The sequence below is a fragment of the Actinoplanes sp. NPDC049802 genome (assembly GCF_040656595.1).
Classification (GTDB): Bacteria; Actinomycetota; Actinomycetes; order Mycobacteriales; family Micromonosporaceae; genus Actinoplanes.
Map to the genome: position 1 here is coordinate 23,325 of NZ_JBFAMR010000035.1, position 16,858 is coordinate 40,182.

Genomic DNA, 16,858 nt, shown 5'->3' on the forward strand with positions numbered 1-16,858 from the left:
CCCGCCCCACGGGCCACTACCGTGAGGGCGCGCAGCGTCACCGTCCATAGGGGAGGACTCCGTGGCCCAGCTTCCGCCCGCCCACCCGCGCCCACCGGCCGGCCAACAGCCGCCCGCCGACCAGCACCCGCCGGTCGCGCCACGGCGGCCCGACCACGCCGGTCCGTCATCCGGCATGCCCTCGCCCACCGGCATCGACCGGCTTCCGCTCGCCGGGCGCCGGCCGCCGCCTGATCGGGAGGCCGGCGGGCGGCCCGCTCGCGTGCTGTCCGCCGGCCGCCGGGTGAAGGTGGCCGGCGCCTTCGGCGCCCTCGCGCTCGTCGCCGTCGCCGTGCCGGCCGGCGTCTCGTTCGCCGGCACCGACCGGGCGCCGGCCGAGTCCAAGCCGCCCACCACGCAGGCCGACAACTTCCATGGGGTCGACCCGCGGGTGCCCTCGGTGCTGAACCCGCCCGCCGGGAACGTCCTGCACTCGGTGCTCAAGGCCCGCGGCGTGCAGATCTACGAGTGCCGGAGCGGCACGTGGACCCTGCTGGAGCCGGCCGCCTCACTCACCGGCGTCACCATGCACCCGGTGAAGAAGGTGACCGCCCTGCATTTCCGTGGCCCGAGCTGGCTGTCCGACCAGGACGGCTCGCTCGTGGAGGGCGACGGCCCGAACGCCGAGCGCGCCCCCTCCGAGCACCCGAACAGCATCCCGCAGTTGTTGATCGAGTCGAAACTCAACCGCGGCGACGGCGTCTTCGGCAAGGTCACCTACATCCAGCGTCTCGACACGGTCGGTGGCCTCGCCCCGGCCGGCTCGTGCACCGGCTCCGGCACGACCGCGGCGCCGTACCGCGCCGTCTACCGCTTCTTCGTCGCCAAACGCTGACCCGCACCCGCACCGTCCGGGATGCGGGCCGGCCCGCATCCCGGACGGTGCGGGTGTTTGCTCGGCCGACGTTCAGGGCTGACCCTGCCGGCTTATCAATGAAGACTCGCTACCAGCGCATATCCGGTCCGGCCCCGCTTCGCCAGGCCTCACGACGCGGGTGCCGGCCAGCAGAAACCGGACCTGGATCCAGGGATTCGATGACCGGCGATCGGCGATCGGCGGTCCAAGACCGGTGAAGACCCATCCGCCGCGACGGCCACCCAAGTACACGGCAATACGCGAACCGCACGCTCCTCCCTGAGCAAGACCGGCAAAACAACCCGACCACCCGCGATGACCCCTCGGCGATCCAAGACCGGCGAAGACCCATCCGCCGCGACGGTTGCGCATGTAGACGGCAATACGTGAACGGTGTGCTCGTCGCTGAGCAGGACCGGCGAAGCGACCCGGCCGACCGGTGATGGCTCCTCGGCGATCGCCGCTGACGCTGCCCCGTGAACTCCAGCGTGCGGCACCGGCCGGCCGTCGCACGGAATCACCGCCACGGTCACCGGCTGGCAGCGAACGCGGAGACGAGTCCCCGTCCGGGGAGACGGGACACCGATCACGGCTATCTGTGTTCCGCAGACGTGACACCCGCAACGGGTGTCGTCACACCCACCACGGGTGTCACGTTCTCCGAGCACACAACGCCCTGCACGCCGGCCCTCCGCCCACCGGACGACAGGACGACAGGGCGACAGGGCGCCGGGACGCCGGGACGCCGGGACGCCGGGACGCCGGGGCGTACCGTCGGTGCGCTGTGTGCGCCCGCCCGGCGGAAGACGGGGCCGAGCGATTCGGCACGCACGCGCGGCCCTGCGCGGTCGCTCACGAGTGTCACAGCGGTGCTCGGGGGCACACCGTCGGTGCGCTGTGCGCGCCCGCCGCCCGGCGGGCATGCAGGCGGGCGGGGCGGGCCGGGCGATTCGGCCCGCAGGGTCAGCTCTAGCCCTGCTGGTTGTTTAAGGAAGCCGGCTACCTGTGGAAACGCCACGGCGGATGGGTCTCCACCTCCCTGGAGTCGCCGTCGCAGGCATGGAATCCTTGATCCAGGTCCGACTTCCGCTACCCGCCACCCCCGAGGTGAGGCCTGGCGGCCAGGGATCGGACCAGATATGCGCTGATAGGGAGCCTTTCTTAAGAGCCAGCAGGGACAGCCCTGGGAGCCAACCGAAGACGATCTCTCACCCGACGGCGCGCTACGGCCACGACCCGGCAGCCGCGCCGCGAGAAGCCGGACCCGGTGGCCCGTGCGGCGCCAGCCGCCCGGGCCGGATCGTGCGGCGCCAGCCGCCCGATCAGGCTCAGCCCGGCGGGCGCGGCAGGGGATCGAGTGGCAGCGGCTCGCGGGTGCCGTGGGGACTGTCCGGGTGCTTTTGAGGGCGGCCGCACGCGTACCGGAGAAGGGTTTCGGGGTGGGGCGCTCGGCGGGAGAGGAGCAGTGAGCCGGACCGGCTCCGCGGCTTCTGGACCACCATGGACCGCGCGAGTCGCCGCACCTCATCACGGGCGACCGGAGTTCCCGATGCCCTCGTACGGCGGTGTGGGAACGGCCGGCTCACGAGAGGAAGGACCGGCCGGCGCCACGAGGGCGCCGGCCGGCCGCCGGTTGGATCAGTCGCTCAGAGCGCCGGGTAGGCGTTCGCCATGAGCTCGGTCAGCTGCGCCGGGAACCAGGCTCCGGAGATCGGAGCGTTGGGCAGCGAGCCCGTCATGCTGTTGCCGTTACGGGCGTTACCGGTGTAGGTCGGGTCGCACATCCGGTCGAAGCCCTTGCCCTCGTCGTTCTCGATGAGGCTGCTGGAGCCGTCCGACTCGCCCGGCGGCTTCACCCAGACGTAGGCGTCGATACCGGTGGCCGGAGCCGCGGTGGGACGCTCGCCGAGGCCGGCGCCGGCCTGGTTGCACCAGTTGCCGGCGTGGATCCGGCGGTCGATGCGGGACTCGTTGACGTAGGTGTCGACGACGGTGGACGTGCTCGCCGCGGTCGGCCGGGCCGAGCCGCCCCAGCCGTTGCGGGAGGTGTCGATCAGCATGCCGATGCCCGAGTCGAAGCCGATCGAGACCAGCTTGTTCCGGAAGGCCTGGGCGAAGGTCAGCTCGTCGGTGTACATGTTCCAGTCCACCCACTTGGACTGGCGGACGCTCTGGCCGCCGACCGTGGTGGTCGGCTGCACGAACGGCTCACGCAGGGCCGAGTAGTTGGCCGTGTTGGTGATGAAGCCGTGCACGTTCTTCACGTCACCGGAAGCCTTGGCGGCGTCCAGCATGATGTTGGCGGTGGGGCCGAAGTTCGAGTCCCAGCCGATCCAGCCGTGGTGGGCGGCGTCCACGTAGTTGTAGACGTTGCCGATGCCGCCGAGCTTCTGCAGGGCGTAACCGATGCCCTGCACGTACCCGCCGTTGGCCTTCATCGTGTCGCACATCGCCGTGCCGCCGGGCTGGCCGGAGGTGTTGGTGACGAGGTTCGGCAGCGAGTCGATCTCGACGACGTTGATGATCCGCAGGTTCTTGTACTTCGCGTCGCTCTGGATCGCGGCGATCGGGTCGATGTACTCGGCCTTGTACCGCGGCAGGTCGTTCGGGCCCAGCTCACCGTTGGAGGCGAGAGCCGCGCAGTCCCGGCCGGGCAGGTTGTAGATGACGAACTGGATGTAGCCGGCGCCCTGTGCCAGAGCCGCGTCCAGGTGGTCACGCACGCCCATGGAGCCGTTGGAGCTGCTGCCCGTGGTGCCGTTGATGGCAGCGATCCGGTCGATCCAGACCGCGGTCGGGTTGCTGGAGATCCGGCTGCCGCCGGACACCGACTCGGCCTTCGCCTTCCACTCCGGGTTCACGTAGCCCTTGGCCCCGGCGTACGGGTTGTCGACCTTGGTGCCCGGCGACGTCGAGGTCGACGGCGACACCGAGGCCGACGGCGAGGTCGAGGTGGACGGCGAGGTGGACGTCGACGGGGACGTGGAGGTCGACGGCGAGCTGGACGGGGAGCCGGTCGAACCGTTGCAGACCGTGCCGTTCAGCGAGAAGGCGGCGGGCGCGGTGTTGGTGCCCGACCAGCTGCCGTTGAAGCCGAAGTTCGCGGTGCCGTTGGTGGCCAGCGACGCCGCCCACGACGGGTTGGTGGCCGTGACGTTCTGCCCGGACTGGGTGACCGTGGCGCTCCAGGCCTGGGTGACCGTCTGGCTGCCGGGCCAGGTCCAGGTGAGCCGCCAGCCTCCGCTGATCGGGTCGCCGAGGTTGGTGACCGTGACGTTGCCGGTGAATCCTGTGTTCCACTGGTTCACCGAGTAATCGACGCGACAGCCGGCCGCGGCGCTGGCGCTGGTCGCCACGGCGACGACGCCGGACGCGGCGACGACGCCGACGGCGGCGGCCGCCGTGAAGGCCCTGGCACGGGTGGGGATGGGTCTCATGAGGACTCCTCGAGACGAAGACGGCGCGGGAGCGCGCCGGGGAACGGTCGGCCAACACATCGGTGGGGATCGCTGGCCGATGTCGACAGCATTCCATGGGAGCGCTCCCAGCGCAATCACTCCGAAACAGTCGGGCAATCCTGATTTCACGACGCGGCAGCTTTCCCGGCCACGGGCGCGATTGAGCGTGACGATCCGGCGCGCGACCCTCCCCTGCCCCGGGACCCCGGGTGACGTCCCGGGCACCGGGCCGCACCCGATTTGCGACCCGGCACACGTGGCCGGCGGCTCAACCATGCGACGGCGGTGCCGACCCTTATGACCATGAGCGTGGGCAGCGAGATGCACACAGCCGGTCCCGAGGTGGAGGGGCCCGGCGGGGCGGTCATGACGCCGGATCGGCAGACGCTTCTGCTGGCCGAACTGGTGGGGTTCATGACCAAGGACACCCCGTCGGTGCAGCATGTGCTGGATCTGACGGCTCCGCATCTGCGGGAGATCGCCGGCCTGACCGCGGCCACCGTCTTCGAGCTGGACTCGGAGACCGGAATGATGACGGCGAGCGCCCGGGTGGGCGAGCCGGGACGGCGTGACCAGCTGGTGGCCGGCAAGGTGTTCCGCGCCCCGGCCGGCGGCAAACCGGTGGTCAACGGCGAGCAGATGGCGATCCGGCTGCGCATCGGCGGGCAGACCGTCGGTGTGCTGCTGTTGACCGGCTCCGCCCTGGACCAGCTCCAGCCGGACACCATCGCGACGATGTCGCTGCACTTCGCGACCACCCTGCAGGGTCTGGCCGCGGAGAAGCAGCGGCAGTTCGTGGCCCACAGCAGCGCCACCATCCGGGAGCTGTTCGAGCAGGGCATGACGGCCGGCAACGTGGAGACCGCGGCCGAGCTGCTGGCCCGCTCGTGTGCGACCGCGTTCCGCGCCGAACACGCCGCGATGCACCTGATCGACGGAGAGGGGCGGATCCGGTACGTGCACGGGGTCGGCTTCTCCGACGAGATCCACCGGGCGCTCATCGAGAACATGGTCGGCAAGGCCGCGGCGGACTCGCCGGTCTGGCGTACGACGGCCGAGTCGGGCGAGCCGATGCTGGTCGGCGACGCCAAGACGGCGAAGGTCCGCGGTGGCGGTTTCGTGCAGACGATCGGGGTCCGGTCGTTCATCGCGATGCCGCTGATGTCCGGGCAGGGCCCGGTCGGCATGGTGATGTGCGGCGACTCCAGCAGCACCCGTGACTGGACGGCCCAGGACCGGATCCTGGCCCAGCAGCTCGCCGTCGAAGGCACGCTGATCATGGACAGTGCCCGGATGCGGCAGGCCGCCGAGGTGCACATGAACGAGCTGACCCGGCAGGCCTTCCACGACTCGCTCACCGGGCTGCCGAACCGCAAGCAGCTGCTGGACCGGGCCGAGACGGCGGTCGACATCGCCGCGGCCACCGGCACGCGGGTCGGTCTGCTGCTGCTCGACCTGAACGGGTTCAAGCAGGTCAACGACACCGTCGGGCACCACGCCGGCGATGTGCTGCTGCAGCTGGTGGCCAAGCGCCTGCAGGGTGTGGTGCGGCGGCCGGATCTGGTGGCCCGGCTCGGCGGCGACGAGTTCTCGGTGCTGCTCACCGGCGACCCGGACGAGCAGGCCGCGATCGCGGTGGGCGAGCGGATCGTCGAACGGCTCCGGGAACCGTTCGACATCGAGGGCGAACCGGTACGCATCGGGGCGAGCATCGGCGTGGCGCTCTTCCCGGACCACGCGACCGAGTTCGAGGCCATGATGCGTGAGGCGGACGCCTACATGTACCAGGCCAAGCGCGGCGGTGGAGGCGTGCGCCTGGCCGGGTCCTGACGCGCCCGTGTCGGCATAAGCGGCGCGTCATACGACCCGTACTGGTAGTTTTCGGGCTGAAACATCCCGAACTACCCCACGGGGAGGACAACGTGGGCAGTACCCGTTTGCTCGCGGCCGGCGGCGCGCTGGCCGCCACGCTGGCCGTCGCGGCACCCGTCGTGACGCCGGACCGGGCGGTCGCCGTCCCTGCCCCGGCGCGGGGGCCGGTGAGCGGCATGGAGTTCGCCGCCTCGCACGACGAGGTGGCGGCGGGCACCCCGATCGTCCTCCGCGGCCGGGCCGGCTACCTGGACCGGGCCACCGGCAACGGTGGCCGGGTGGACATCTACTTCCGCAAGGGCCGGACCGCGCCGAAGGTGTACCTGGGTTCTGCCGTGGCCGGCAGCTCCGGCAGGTTCCGGTTCCCGACCCGGGCGAACGCGTCCGGAGACTACGTCGCCCACTACCGGCACCGGAAGCTGGCGATCACCGCGGACGCCACCGACTTCCTGGCCGTCTACACCAGCCGCCAGGTCGACCGGATGCTCTTCTCCTGGACCGCCACCCGGCTGTCCTGCCTGCCCGCCTGCAAGGCCGCCGGCCCGGAGCAGTTGATCAGCGCGGCGCCGGTGAAGGTGAAGCTGGAGCGGGCGTGCCTGCAGCCCGGGTCGGGCGGCCGGATCGGTTTCACCGCCGACCCGAAGAACGCCTTCCGGGCCGGCGACCCGGGCTGGCGTGACTTCCCGAAGGGCGACGGGCCGACCGACTTCGAGCTCGAGCCGACCGCCACGAAGGGCCACTTCCACCTGGAATGGACCAGCGCCACCCCGCCGGAGGGCCAGCTCGCCTCCTGCGACATCTCCTTCACCGCCTCCCAGAGGAGCGTGGACAAGAACTACGTCTGAGGCCGCCCCGGCCGGGGCGGCCTCGTCCTCCGAAAGGAGGTCCTTCGCAGCGTGCGGACCGGCGGCGGGCACATTCGCGTACCTACCGTGCTACCGGCGCACCTAGACTTCGGTCCCATGCTCACCATGCAGGACGCGCTGGCCCGGCTCACCACGTACTGGACCGATCAGGGCTGCCTGGTCGTCCAGCCGATGAACACCGAGGTCGGCGCCGGCACGCTCAACCCGGCCACCTTCCTGCGGGTGCTCGGGCCGGAGCCGTGGCGGGTCGTCTACACCGAGCCGTCGGTGCGGCCGGACGACTCCCGTTACGGTGAGAACCCGAACCGGCTGCAGACCCACACCCAGCTCCAGGTGGTCCTCAAACCCGACCCGGGCAACCCGCAGGAGCTCTACCTCGGCAGCCTGGCCGCCCTCGGCGTCGACGTGACCGCCCACGACATCCGCTTCGTCGAGGACAACTGGGCCTCCCCCGCGCTCGGCGCCTGGGGACTCGGCTGGGAGGTCTGGCTGGACGGCCTGGAGATCACCCAGTTCACCTACTTCCAGCAGGCCGGTGGCCTGAACCTCGATCCGGTGAGCGTGGAGATCACCTACGGCATCGAGCGGATCATCATGGCGCTCCAGGACAAGACCCACTTCAAGGAGATCGAGTACTCCCCCGGGGTCAGCTACGGCGAGGTCTTCGGCCAGTCCGAATACGAGATGTCGCGCTATTACCTGGACGACGCCGACGTCGAGGCGAACCGCCGGCTCCTGGAGATCTACGCCGCCGAGGCGCAGCGCATGATCGACGCCGGGCTGCCCGTGCCGGCCCACTCCTACGTCCTGAAGTGCTCGCAGGCATTCAACGTCCTCGACGCGCGGGGCGCCGTCTCCACGGCCGAGCGGGCCGCCGAATTCGGCCGGATGCGCCGGCTCGCCGGCGCGGTCGCCAAACTGTGGGTGGACCGTCGCACGGAGCTGAACCTGCCGCTCGGCACGGTCACCCCGCTGCCCGCGGCCCAGCCGCCGACGGCCGTGCAGACCGGTGCCGCCGAACGGACGCTGATCTTCGAGATCGGCACCGAGGAACTGCCGCCCGCCGAACTGCGCACCGCCCGCGAGCAGGTCGAACGGCTGCTCACCGAGGGCCTGGCGACCACCCGGCTGAGCCACGGCGAGGTGCGGGTCTTCGGCACGCCGCGCCGGCTCATCGCCGTCGCCACGGCGGTCGCGGCCCGCGAGGACGACCACGTCCGCATCGTCAAGGGACCCAAGGCACAGGCCGCCTACGGCACGGACGGCGTCGCCACCAGGGCGCTGGAGGGCTTCGTACGCGGTCAGGGCGTCGCGCTCGACGACGTCGAGATCGAGGAGGTCAACGGCACACCCCATGTGGTCGTCCGCAAGCACGAGGCCGGCCGCGCGGCGCCCGAGGTGCTCGCCGCCGTGCTCGCCCAGGTCGTGACCGGCCTGCGGGCCGCCAAGAACATGCGGTGGAACGACCCCCGCCTCGCCTTCAGCCGGCCGCTGCGCTGGCTGGTGGCGCTCTGGGGCGACGACGTCGTGCCGGTGGCCGTCTCCACGCTGGCCGCCGGCCGCCGCACCCGGCTGCTGCGCACCGCCATGCCGGCGGAGATCGACGTCGTCTCGGCCGAGGAGTTTCTGGAGACGCTCGGGGTCAACGGCATCGTCGCCGACCATGAGGACCGCCGGGAGCTGATCGTCATCGGCGCCCAGGACCTCGTCTACCCGGACGGGCGCATCGACGTCAAGGGCGAGGCCGCGCTGATCGACCAGATCACCGACCTGGTGGAGCAGCCGCTGCCCCTGCTCGGCGCCTTCGACGAGGACTATCTGTCGCTTCCGGACGCGGTGCTGACCACGGTGATGCGCAAACACCAGCGTTACCTCCCGGTGCGCGACGCCGACGGGAGACTCCTGCCGATGTTCGTCACCGTGGCGAATGGGCCGGTCGACGTCGAACTCGTCCGGGCCGGCAACGAGGCGGTGCTGCGTGCCCGTTACGAGGACGCGGCGTTCTTCTACCGCGCCGACCAGGCGACACCGATCGCCGAGATGAGAGCCCACCTGAACCGCCTCACCTTCACCGACAAGCTCGGCTCGATGGCCGACCGGGCCGACCGCATCGCCGCCCTCGCCCTCGCCGTCGCCGACCGCCTCGGATACGGTTCACCCGTATTGGAACGGGCCGCCGAACTGGTCAAGTTCGACCTCGGCTCGCAACTCGTCACCGAGATGACCAGCCTGGCCGGGGTGATGGCCCGTGACTACGCGCTGCACGCCGGCGAGGACCGGGCCGTGGCGCAGGCCGTGCACGAGGCCGAACTGCCCCGCAACACCGGTGACGAACTGCCGCGCACGCTGCCGGGCGCGCTGCTGTCGCTCGCCGACCGGCTCGACCTGGTCACCGGCCTGGCCGCCACGGTCGGGCTGCCGACCGGGTCGAGCGACCCGTTCGCGGTCCGCCGGGCGTTTCTCGGGCTGATCGCGGTGCACCGCGCGACGCCGCAGCTGGCCGGCTTCGATCTGGCCGAAGGGCTGGCGCTGGCGGCGGCCGCGCAGCCGGTGCCCGTCCCGGCCCCCGTGCTACAGGCGTGCGGCGACTTCCTGGCCCGGCGGCTGGAGCAGGTGTTCACCGAGGAGGGGCAGCCGGTCGACCGGGTGCGGGCCGTCCTGCCGCACGCCGGCCGCCCCGCCGTCGCCGGCGCGCTGCTGGCCCAGCTGCGGGACGCGGTCGGTGATCCCGGCTTCCGGGCGGTCGCCGAGGCGGTGCAGCGGGCGCGCCGTATCGTGCCCGCCGGGACTCCGGCCGGATACGACGCGTCAGTCCTCAAGGAGCCCGCCGAGCTGGCACTGCACGAGGCGGTGACGGCGGTGGCCGTACCGGGCTCGCCGGACGTCACCGCGTTCGTGGCGGCCACTCGTCCGCTCGTCGAGCCGGTCGGCCGGTTCTTCGACGAGGTGTTCGTGATGGCCGACGAGCCGGCGCTGCGGTCCGCCCGGCTGGGCCTGCTGGCCCGGGTCCGTGACCTCGGCGACGGGCTGCTCGACTGGTCCCACCTGCTGTTGTCAACTACCCGGCCCTGAAGGACTCCGTTGGTAAACGACCAAACCGGCTGGACGGAATGCGTGATCGTCGATGTCGCGCCCCCGTCAGCGGCTTGGTCAGCGCAGCCCTGCTGTCCGATTTGCGAGTTACCCAACGGAGTCCTGAAGGGCCGGGGTTCCCGCCTTATGAGTGGCTGAAAAAGTCGTAGCCCGGTTCCAGGGTGTGCCGCATGCCGCTCACCTGGGATGGGCTCGCCCGTCCGTTCAGCACGGCCGACAGCGCCGCGCTGGCCGCTCCTGCTCGGCGCCACCGAGCAGGAGCGGCTGGCTTTCGGCGCCGAGGTCGAGCGCCGGATCCGGACGGACCGCGAGGGCCCCTGGCTGCGGGTCGCGAGCCGGACATGATCGAGGCTGCGGGCGGGCGCGAGCCCGGTGCCCGGGCCGGGGACGATCATTGCCCCGGCGTTCGTGGACGCGCCATGAGATCGTCGCCTGGGTGACGGATCGGTCACGTCGACTCTCCACGGGCATCCGGCGTCATCTGCCGGGTAGGTCATCCGGCGGACATCGCCGGGTTTGAGCTCCGGCATCGCAGCCGGACCGAATTCGTGGAGGAGAACGTGGCAGATCGCCGTCAGGTGCTGCGCTTCGGCGCTGTCGCCGCCGCCGCTCCGGCACTGGCCGGTGCCGCTTCCGCGCCCGCCTGGGCCGGCGGCGACGGCGCTACCCGGAGCCGGGCGCTGGTGGTCGGGCACCGTGGCGCCTCCGGTTACCGGCCGGAGCACACGCTGGCGTCGTACGAGCTGGCCGCTCGGATGGGCGCCGACTACATGGAGCCCGACCTGGTGATCACCAAGGACGGTGTCCTGGTGTGCCGGCACGAGCCGGAGATCGGTGGCACCACCGACGTCGGGTCGCGGCCCGAGTTCGCCGGCCGGAAGCGGACGGTCGTCCTGGACGGGGTGAGCGTCACCGGCTGGTGGACCCAGGATTTCACTCTCGCCGAGCTGAAGACGCTGCGCGCGGTCGAGCGGATCCCGGCGATCCGGCAGCAGAACACGCTGTACGATGGCCGGTTCGAGGTGCCGACCTTCCAGGAGGTGCTGGACCTGCGTAAGCGACTGTCCCGGGAGCTGGGGCGGGACCTGGGCGTGTTCCCGGAGACCAAGCATCCGACGTTCTTCCGGCAGATCGGCCTGGAGCTGGAGAAGCCGCTGGTACGGACGCTGCGGCGCAACGGCCTGGACAAGCGGGGTGCGAAGGTGTTCATCCAGTCGTTCGAGGCGGCGAATCTGCGCACGCTGGCCGACGAGCACCGGGTCGATGTGCCGCTGGTGTTCCTGAGCAGCGCGTCGGGGACCCCGTTCAACGATCCGCGCAGCTACGCCGACTATCTGACGCCGGTCGGACTCAAGGAGCTGTCCGAGTTCGTGGACGGTCTCGGCCCGGAGAAGGGGCAGATCATCCCGCGGAAGGCGGACGGCACGCTGGGCACGCCGACCAGCCTGGTCGGGGATGCGCACGCGGCCGGGCTCAGGGTCGTTCCCTACACGTTCCGGGCGGAGAACTCGTTCCTCCCGGCCGAGCTGCGGGTCGGCGCCGACACCACCGCCTACGGCAGGGCGATCGACGAGCAGGTGACGTTCCTGCGGACCGGGATCGACGGTCTGTTCACCGACAACCCGGACATCGGCGTCCTCGCGCGCAGCCTGGCCTGATCGGGCCCTGCCGCGAAACCGGCCGGCGGGCGGCAACCCGTACCAGGGAACCCCGCCGGCCTGCGGGCGGCGACCCGTACCAGGGAACCCGCCGGCCTGCGGGCGGCGTCCCGTACCAGGGGACCGCCGGCTGGATTCCCCCGGCAGGGTTCCGGCCCATGGACGCCGAGGGCCGCGCCCGCAACGGGCCGCTCAAGCCCGGCGGGCGCGGCACGGCCGGGAGGGTGCACTTCGCTCGCGGGTGCGCCAGGGTTCGTTGTCGTTGCTGTGGGGGCGGTCGTTTCCCGTACATCCGAGGGAACGACGAAGGCCCCGGCGCCGAAACGCCGGGGCCTCCACGACGAACCCGCTACTTCGCGACCAGCGTCGGGTAGATGTGCGAGAAGTCGAGCTTGTAGCCGAATCCGCTGCCCACGATGAACGTGAGACCGAGCAGCACACCGAGCACGACGACCGTGAAGAGGGCGTAGCCGAGCACGGTGCCGAGCGGCCGCCGGGTGCCGGCGGTCACGCCGCTGCTGTTGACGGACGCCTCACCGGCGCCCCAGGCGAGGGAGCGGATACCGAGGGCGAAGATGATCGGCAGGCCGGCGCCGAGGGCCAGGCCGGCGAGCAGGACCTGCCACGCGCCGGTGAGCGCGAAACCGAGGTTGTGCATGTCCCGGCCTTTCAGTTCGCCGCGGCGGCGGGGATCGGGGTGGCGGACTGGTCGGGCGCGCCGTCCCAGTCGTCGTTGACGTTCTCGTGGTCGACCCGGCCGGCACGGGAGCGCATGTACATCGCGCCGGAGGCCAGGACCAGCAGGGTGAAGACCGCGAGAGCGCCGGCCATGCCGCCGACCGCGTCGCCGACGTACCACATCGCGGCGCCGACGAGGCCGGCCGAGGGCAGCGTGATCAGCCAGGCCAGGACCATCCGGCCGGCGACTCCCCAGCGGACCGTGGCGCCGGGCCGGCCGAGACCGGAACCGATCACCGAGCCGGTGGCCACGTGGGTGGTGGAGAGCGCGAAGCCGAGGTGGCTGGAGGCCAGGATGACGGCGGCGGCGCCGGATTGGGCGGCGGTGCCCTGCGGCGGGGTGATGTCGGTGATGCCCTTGCCGAGGGTGCGGATGATCCGCCAGCCGCCCAGGTAGGTGCCGAGCGCGATGGCCAGCGCCGCGGAGACCTTGACCCACAGGGGGATGTTCTCCAGGTCGCTCCAGTGACCGCTGGCGATCAGGGCGAGGGTGATCACGCCCATGGTCTTCTGCGCGTCGTTGGTGCCGTGCGCGAGGGAGACCAGCGAGGCGCTGCCGATCTGGCCCCAGCGGAAGCCCTTCTCGGTGAACCGCGCGGCCACCCCGGTGGTCACCTTGAAGATGATCCAGGTGCCGACCGCGGCGACGACGCCCGCGATGACCGGGGAGATGACGGCGGGGAGGAGGACCTTGCCCACGACGCCGTCGAGCTTGGAGCCGTCGCCGTTCCAGTTGACGCCGGCCACACCGAGTCCGGCGAGGGCGGCGCCGACCAGGCCGCCGAAGAGGGCGTGCGAGGAGCTGGAGGGCAGGCCGAACAGCCAGGTGAGCAGATTCCAGACGATGCCACCGACAAGGCCGGCCAGGATGATCAGCAACAATCCGCTGCCGCCGTCGGCGAGGAGTTCCGCCTTCGGCGCACCGGTCTTGTCCTGGATCTTGACCACGGCGTTGGTGACGGTGAGCGCGACCTCCACCGAGAGGAAGGCGCCGACCAGGTTCAGAACACCTGACAGGGCGACGGCGGTTTTGGGCCGTAACGCCTTGGTCGCGATGGAGGTCGCCATCGCGTTGGCGGTGTCATGGAACCCGTTGGTGAAATCGAAGGCCAGGGCCGTGATGACCACCAGCGCCAAGATCACGGATGTTTCTGTCACGCCGTGATCGTGACCGAGTTACGAGCCCGCTGCCATAGGCCGAACGGGACATGTACAAGATTCGGCCCTCGTTAACCTGCCGTTTCCCAAAAGTGACTGCTGAGTGACTGCACAACTACACATTGTGTTCGTCAACGGACGCTTGGTGAACATTTCTTTAGGCGCACAAGGTAATAAATACCTCGAAGAACACATATTTCGCATGGGGGTGGGGGGTGCTGACCGTCGCTCCCGCCGAGGGCCCGGCGAGGCTCGCCGGGCGACGTGCGTGAGTGGTCACGCCCGGAAGACCCCGGACTCGGCGTCCGCCGTGGCGATGGCGGCCGACAGGATGCCGAGCCCCTCCCGTGCCTCCTGTTCGGTCAGGGTCAGGGGCGGGCCGATCCGCAGCACGTTGCCGTACAGGCCGCCCTTGCCGACCAGCAGGCCACCCTCCCGGCACAGGTCGAAGACCCGCAGCGTGGCCGCCGGATCCGGGTCGGTGGTGCCGGGCCGGGTGAACTCCAGTCCGATCATCAGCCCGCACCCGCGTACCTCGGCCAGGATGCCGTGGGACAGCGCCCGCAGCCCGCCGAGCAGGATCGCGCCGACCCGCCGCGCGTTGCCCTGCAGGTCGTGGTCGAGCACGTAGTCGAGGACCGCGTTGCCGGCCGCCGCGCTGACCGGATTGCCGCCGAAGGTGGAGAAGCTGACCGCCGGGACCGCGTTCATCACCTCGGCACTGCCGACCACGCCGCCGAGCGCGAACCCGTTGCCGATGCCCTTGGCGAAGGTGATCAGATCCGGGGTGACGCCGTGCGCCTGGTAGCCCCAGAAGTGGTCGCCGGTGCGCCCCCAGCCGGTCTGCACCTCGTCGGCGATGAGCAGGATCCCGTGCTCGTCCAGCACCTTGCGGTACGCCCCGAGCAGCCCGTCCGGCCCGTGCACGAACCCGCCGACGCCCTGGACCGGTTCGGCGATCAGGGCGGCCACGTCCCCGGCGGTGACCGTGGCGAGGACCTCCCGCAGGTCGTCGACGGCGGCGGCGAGCAGGTCGCCGTCGCTGAGCCCGGCCATCCGGCCGCGCAGCCGGTCGGCGGAGGCCAGCCAGTTCACCGACAGTGGGCTGAGCGAACTGGACGACCAGCTCCGGTGACCGGTCACGGCCATGGTGGCGAAGGTACGGCCGTGATAGCTGTTCTTGATCGCCAGGATCTGGTTGGAGCGCCGTACGTTCGTGGCCATGAGCAGCGCCGACTCGTTGGCCTCGGTGCCCGAGTTGGTGAAGAAGACCCGCGCGTCCGGGATCCCGGAGAGCCGGGCGATCTTCTCGGCCAGCTCGACCTGCCGCCGGATCAGGTAGAGCGTGGAGGTGTGTGCCACGCCGGTGCCGATCTGGGCGCGGACCGCGTCGCTGATCTCGGCCACGTCGTAGCCGATCATCGTGGTCAGCACCCCGCCGAAGAAGTCCAGGTAGGTGCGGCCGGAAGCGTCGGTGACCCGGCGCCCGCTCCCGGAGACGATCTCCAGCGCGCCGTCGCCGTAGTAGACGGGCATCCAAGCGGGCATCACCGCTCGGTGCCGATCGAGCAGACTCATCGATGACCTCCGTTGTCGTGTCTCCTAACGCCACCCGGGTGGGTGCGCGAGGTCGCGCCGGCCGCCGCCGCGGGTGGCCGGGGAGGCCGCCGCCGCGAGCACGTCGGCCAGCTCGTCGTAGCCCTCGGCGACCAGCCCCACGGTGATCCGCAGGTGGTCGCCGGAGAGCGGGGTGACGCAGAACGGGGCGCCGGGGGCGGCCGCGACACCGCGTGCGGCCAGCGCGACCATGGCGTTCTGCTGGTCGGCTACGGGCAGCCAGAGGTTGATCCCGTCGGCGGCGCCGGCGGTCACCCCGCGTTCGGCCAGCGCGGCCGACAGCGCCGTACGGCGTTCGGCGTACGCCTCCCGCGCGGCCGCCACCTGAGCCGTCGCGACCGGGTCGGTGAGCAGGTCGAGCAGCACGCCCTGGAGCAGCCGGCTGGACCAGCCCGGCCCGAGCAGCCGCCGGTCGGCGACGGTGTCGAGCACGTGGGCGGGCCCGCCGACCGCCGCGAGCCGCAGGTCGGGCCCGTGGCTCTTGGAGAAGCCGGCCACGTGCACGGTCCGGTCGGGCAGGTAGCGCCCGACGCTGACCGGCGGGGCGGTGGCGATGTCGCCGGCGTGGTCGTCCTCGACGACGAGCAGGTGCGGCGCCTCGAGCAGGACGTTGGCGAGCAGCGCGGCCCGGGCCTCGTCCATGCTGGCGCCGGTCGGGTTGTGTGCCCGCGGCTGGAGGAAGAGGGCGACCGCCCGGTAGTCGCGGATGGCCTGGCGCAGCGCGTCCGGGACGATGCCGGAGGCGTCCACGGGCACGCCGACGACGGTGGCGCCGACCGCCTGGAGCAGGTCGAGCAGCGGGGGGAAGGCCGGGTTCTCGACCAGGACGTGGTCGCCGTAGCGCAGCGCCGCCGCGGCCACCCGGTCGAGCGCGTCCATGGCCCCGTCCACCACGGTCAGCCGCTCCGGCGGGTACGGCCACCGCTGCCGCAGGACGTCGGCGAGGCCGGGCAGCACCGGCGGGTCGAGGTAGCTGCCGGCCCAGCGCCCGTCGCCGATCCGGCGCAGCGCCCCGCTCAGGCCGGGCAGCAGCAGCGGGTCGGGCACGCCGGTGGACAGGTCCCGCGGCAGGCCGACCCGGGCCCCGCTGAGCTGGGCGTACCGCAGTCGCTCGCGGGGTGGCAGCGGCCCGGACACGAAGGTCCCGGAGCGGCCGCGGGTCTGGATCGCCCCGGCGAGGATGAGGTTGCGCCAGGCCTCGCTGACCGTCGTGGGGCTGACGCCGAGCCCACCCGCCACCGTGCGGACGGTGGGCAGGCGGGTCCCGGCGGGCAGCCGGCCGGAGGTGATCAGGCGGCTCACCGCCGCCGCGATGCCCCGGGCGCTTCTGTCCTGAACCGCACCGGTGATCAGCGTCAGCAAATTATCGTCTCCGAAACATTCTGTAACGTACTAGCAATTGTCCGGCTCAATGTGTGTCGTTAGTGTCCTACGGCATCCGGCGCCGACAAGCAACCCCTGGCGCGGGGCCCATAACAAGGAGTAAACAGACGATCACAGGCG

At 71.4% G+C, this 16,858-nt stretch carries 10 protein-coding genes; 5 read left to right on the forward strand and 5 right to left on the reverse strand.

Annotation, left to right across the window (positions count from 1 at the left end; translation table 11 throughout):
• Window positions 1-61 precede the first annotated feature (61 nt).
• Window positions 62-874, forward strand: a complete 813-nt coding sequence (locus tag AB0I88_RS23835; protein ID WP_361028416.1) for a DUF3455 domain-containing protein — start codon at window positions 62-64, stop codon at window positions 872-874.
• Between the two features lie 1,667 nt (window positions 875-2,541).
• On the opposite strand, the gene AB0I88_RS23840 is transcribed toward AB0I88_RS23835, so the two are convergent.
• Complete coding sequence (locus AB0I88_RS23840) at window positions 2,542-4,332, reverse strand: glycoside hydrolase family 6 protein (protein WP_361028419.1); 1,791 nt, start codon at window positions 4,330-4,332, stop codon at window positions 2,542-2,544.
• 324 nt (window positions 4,333-4,656) lie between these two features.
• Between AB0I88_RS23840 and AB0I88_RS23845 the strand changes: the two genes are divergently transcribed.
• From AB0I88_RS23845 to AB0I88_RS23860, 4 genes are all read left to right on the forward strand, one after another.
• On the forward strand, window positions 4,657-6,183 hold the full coding sequence (locus AB0I88_RS23845) for a sensor domain-containing diguanylate cyclase (protein ID WP_361028422.1): 1,527 nt from the start codon (window positions 4,657-4,659) through the stop codon (window positions 6,181-6,183).
• Window positions 6,184-6,275: 92 nt separating this feature from the next.
• A complete protein-coding gene (locus AB0I88_RS23850) occupies window positions 6,276-7,070 on the forward strand; it encodes a hypothetical protein (protein WP_361028425.1) in 795 nt (264 codons plus the stop codon).
• 117 nt (window positions 7,071-7,187) lie between these two features.
• A complete protein-coding gene (locus AB0I88_RS23855; protein WP_361028428.1) occupies window positions 7,188-10,163 on the forward strand; it encodes a glycine--tRNA ligase in 2,976 nt (991 codons plus the stop codon).
• Between the two features lie 581 nt (window positions 10,164-10,744).
• Window positions 10,745-11,842, forward strand: a complete 1,098-nt coding sequence (locus AB0I88_RS23860) for a glycerophosphodiester phosphodiesterase (RefSeq protein WP_361028431.1) — start codon at window positions 10,745-10,747, stop codon at window positions 11,840-11,842.
• A 349-nt stretch (window positions 11,843-12,191) separates the two neighbouring features.
• On the opposite strand, the gene AB0I88_RS23865 is transcribed toward AB0I88_RS23860, so the two are convergent.
• From AB0I88_RS23865 to AB0I88_RS23880, 4 genes are all read right to left on the reverse strand, one after another.
• Window positions 12,192-12,500 carry a hypothetical protein gene (locus tag AB0I88_RS23865; protein ID WP_361028434.1) on the reverse strand — a complete coding sequence of 103 codons (309 nt, stop codon included), beginning with the start codon at window positions 12,498-12,500 and terminating at the stop codon, window positions 12,192-12,194.
• An 11-nt stretch (window positions 12,501-12,511) separates the two neighbouring features.
• The gene (locus AB0I88_RS23870) at window positions 12,512-13,738 is read right to left on the reverse strand and encodes an inorganic phosphate transporter (RefSeq protein WP_361028437.1); all 1,227 of its coding nucleotides are present in this window, start codon (window positions 13,736-13,738) and stop codon (window positions 12,512-12,514) included.
• A gap of 276 nt (window positions 13,739-14,014) precedes the next feature.
• A complete protein-coding gene (locus AB0I88_RS23875) occupies window positions 14,015-15,316 on the reverse strand; it encodes an aspartate aminotransferase family protein (RefSeq protein WP_361028440.1) in 1,302 nt (433 codons plus the stop codon).
• Between the two features lie 24 nt (window positions 15,317-15,340).
• Window positions 15,341-16,717 (reverse strand): aminotransferase class I/II-fold pyridoxal phosphate-dependent enzyme, encoded by a 1,377-nt coding sequence (locus AB0I88_RS23880; protein ID WP_361028443.1) that lies wholly within the window; start codon window positions 16,715-16,717, stop codon window positions 15,341-15,343.
• Between the last annotated feature and the right edge of the window lie 141 nt (window positions 16,718-16,858).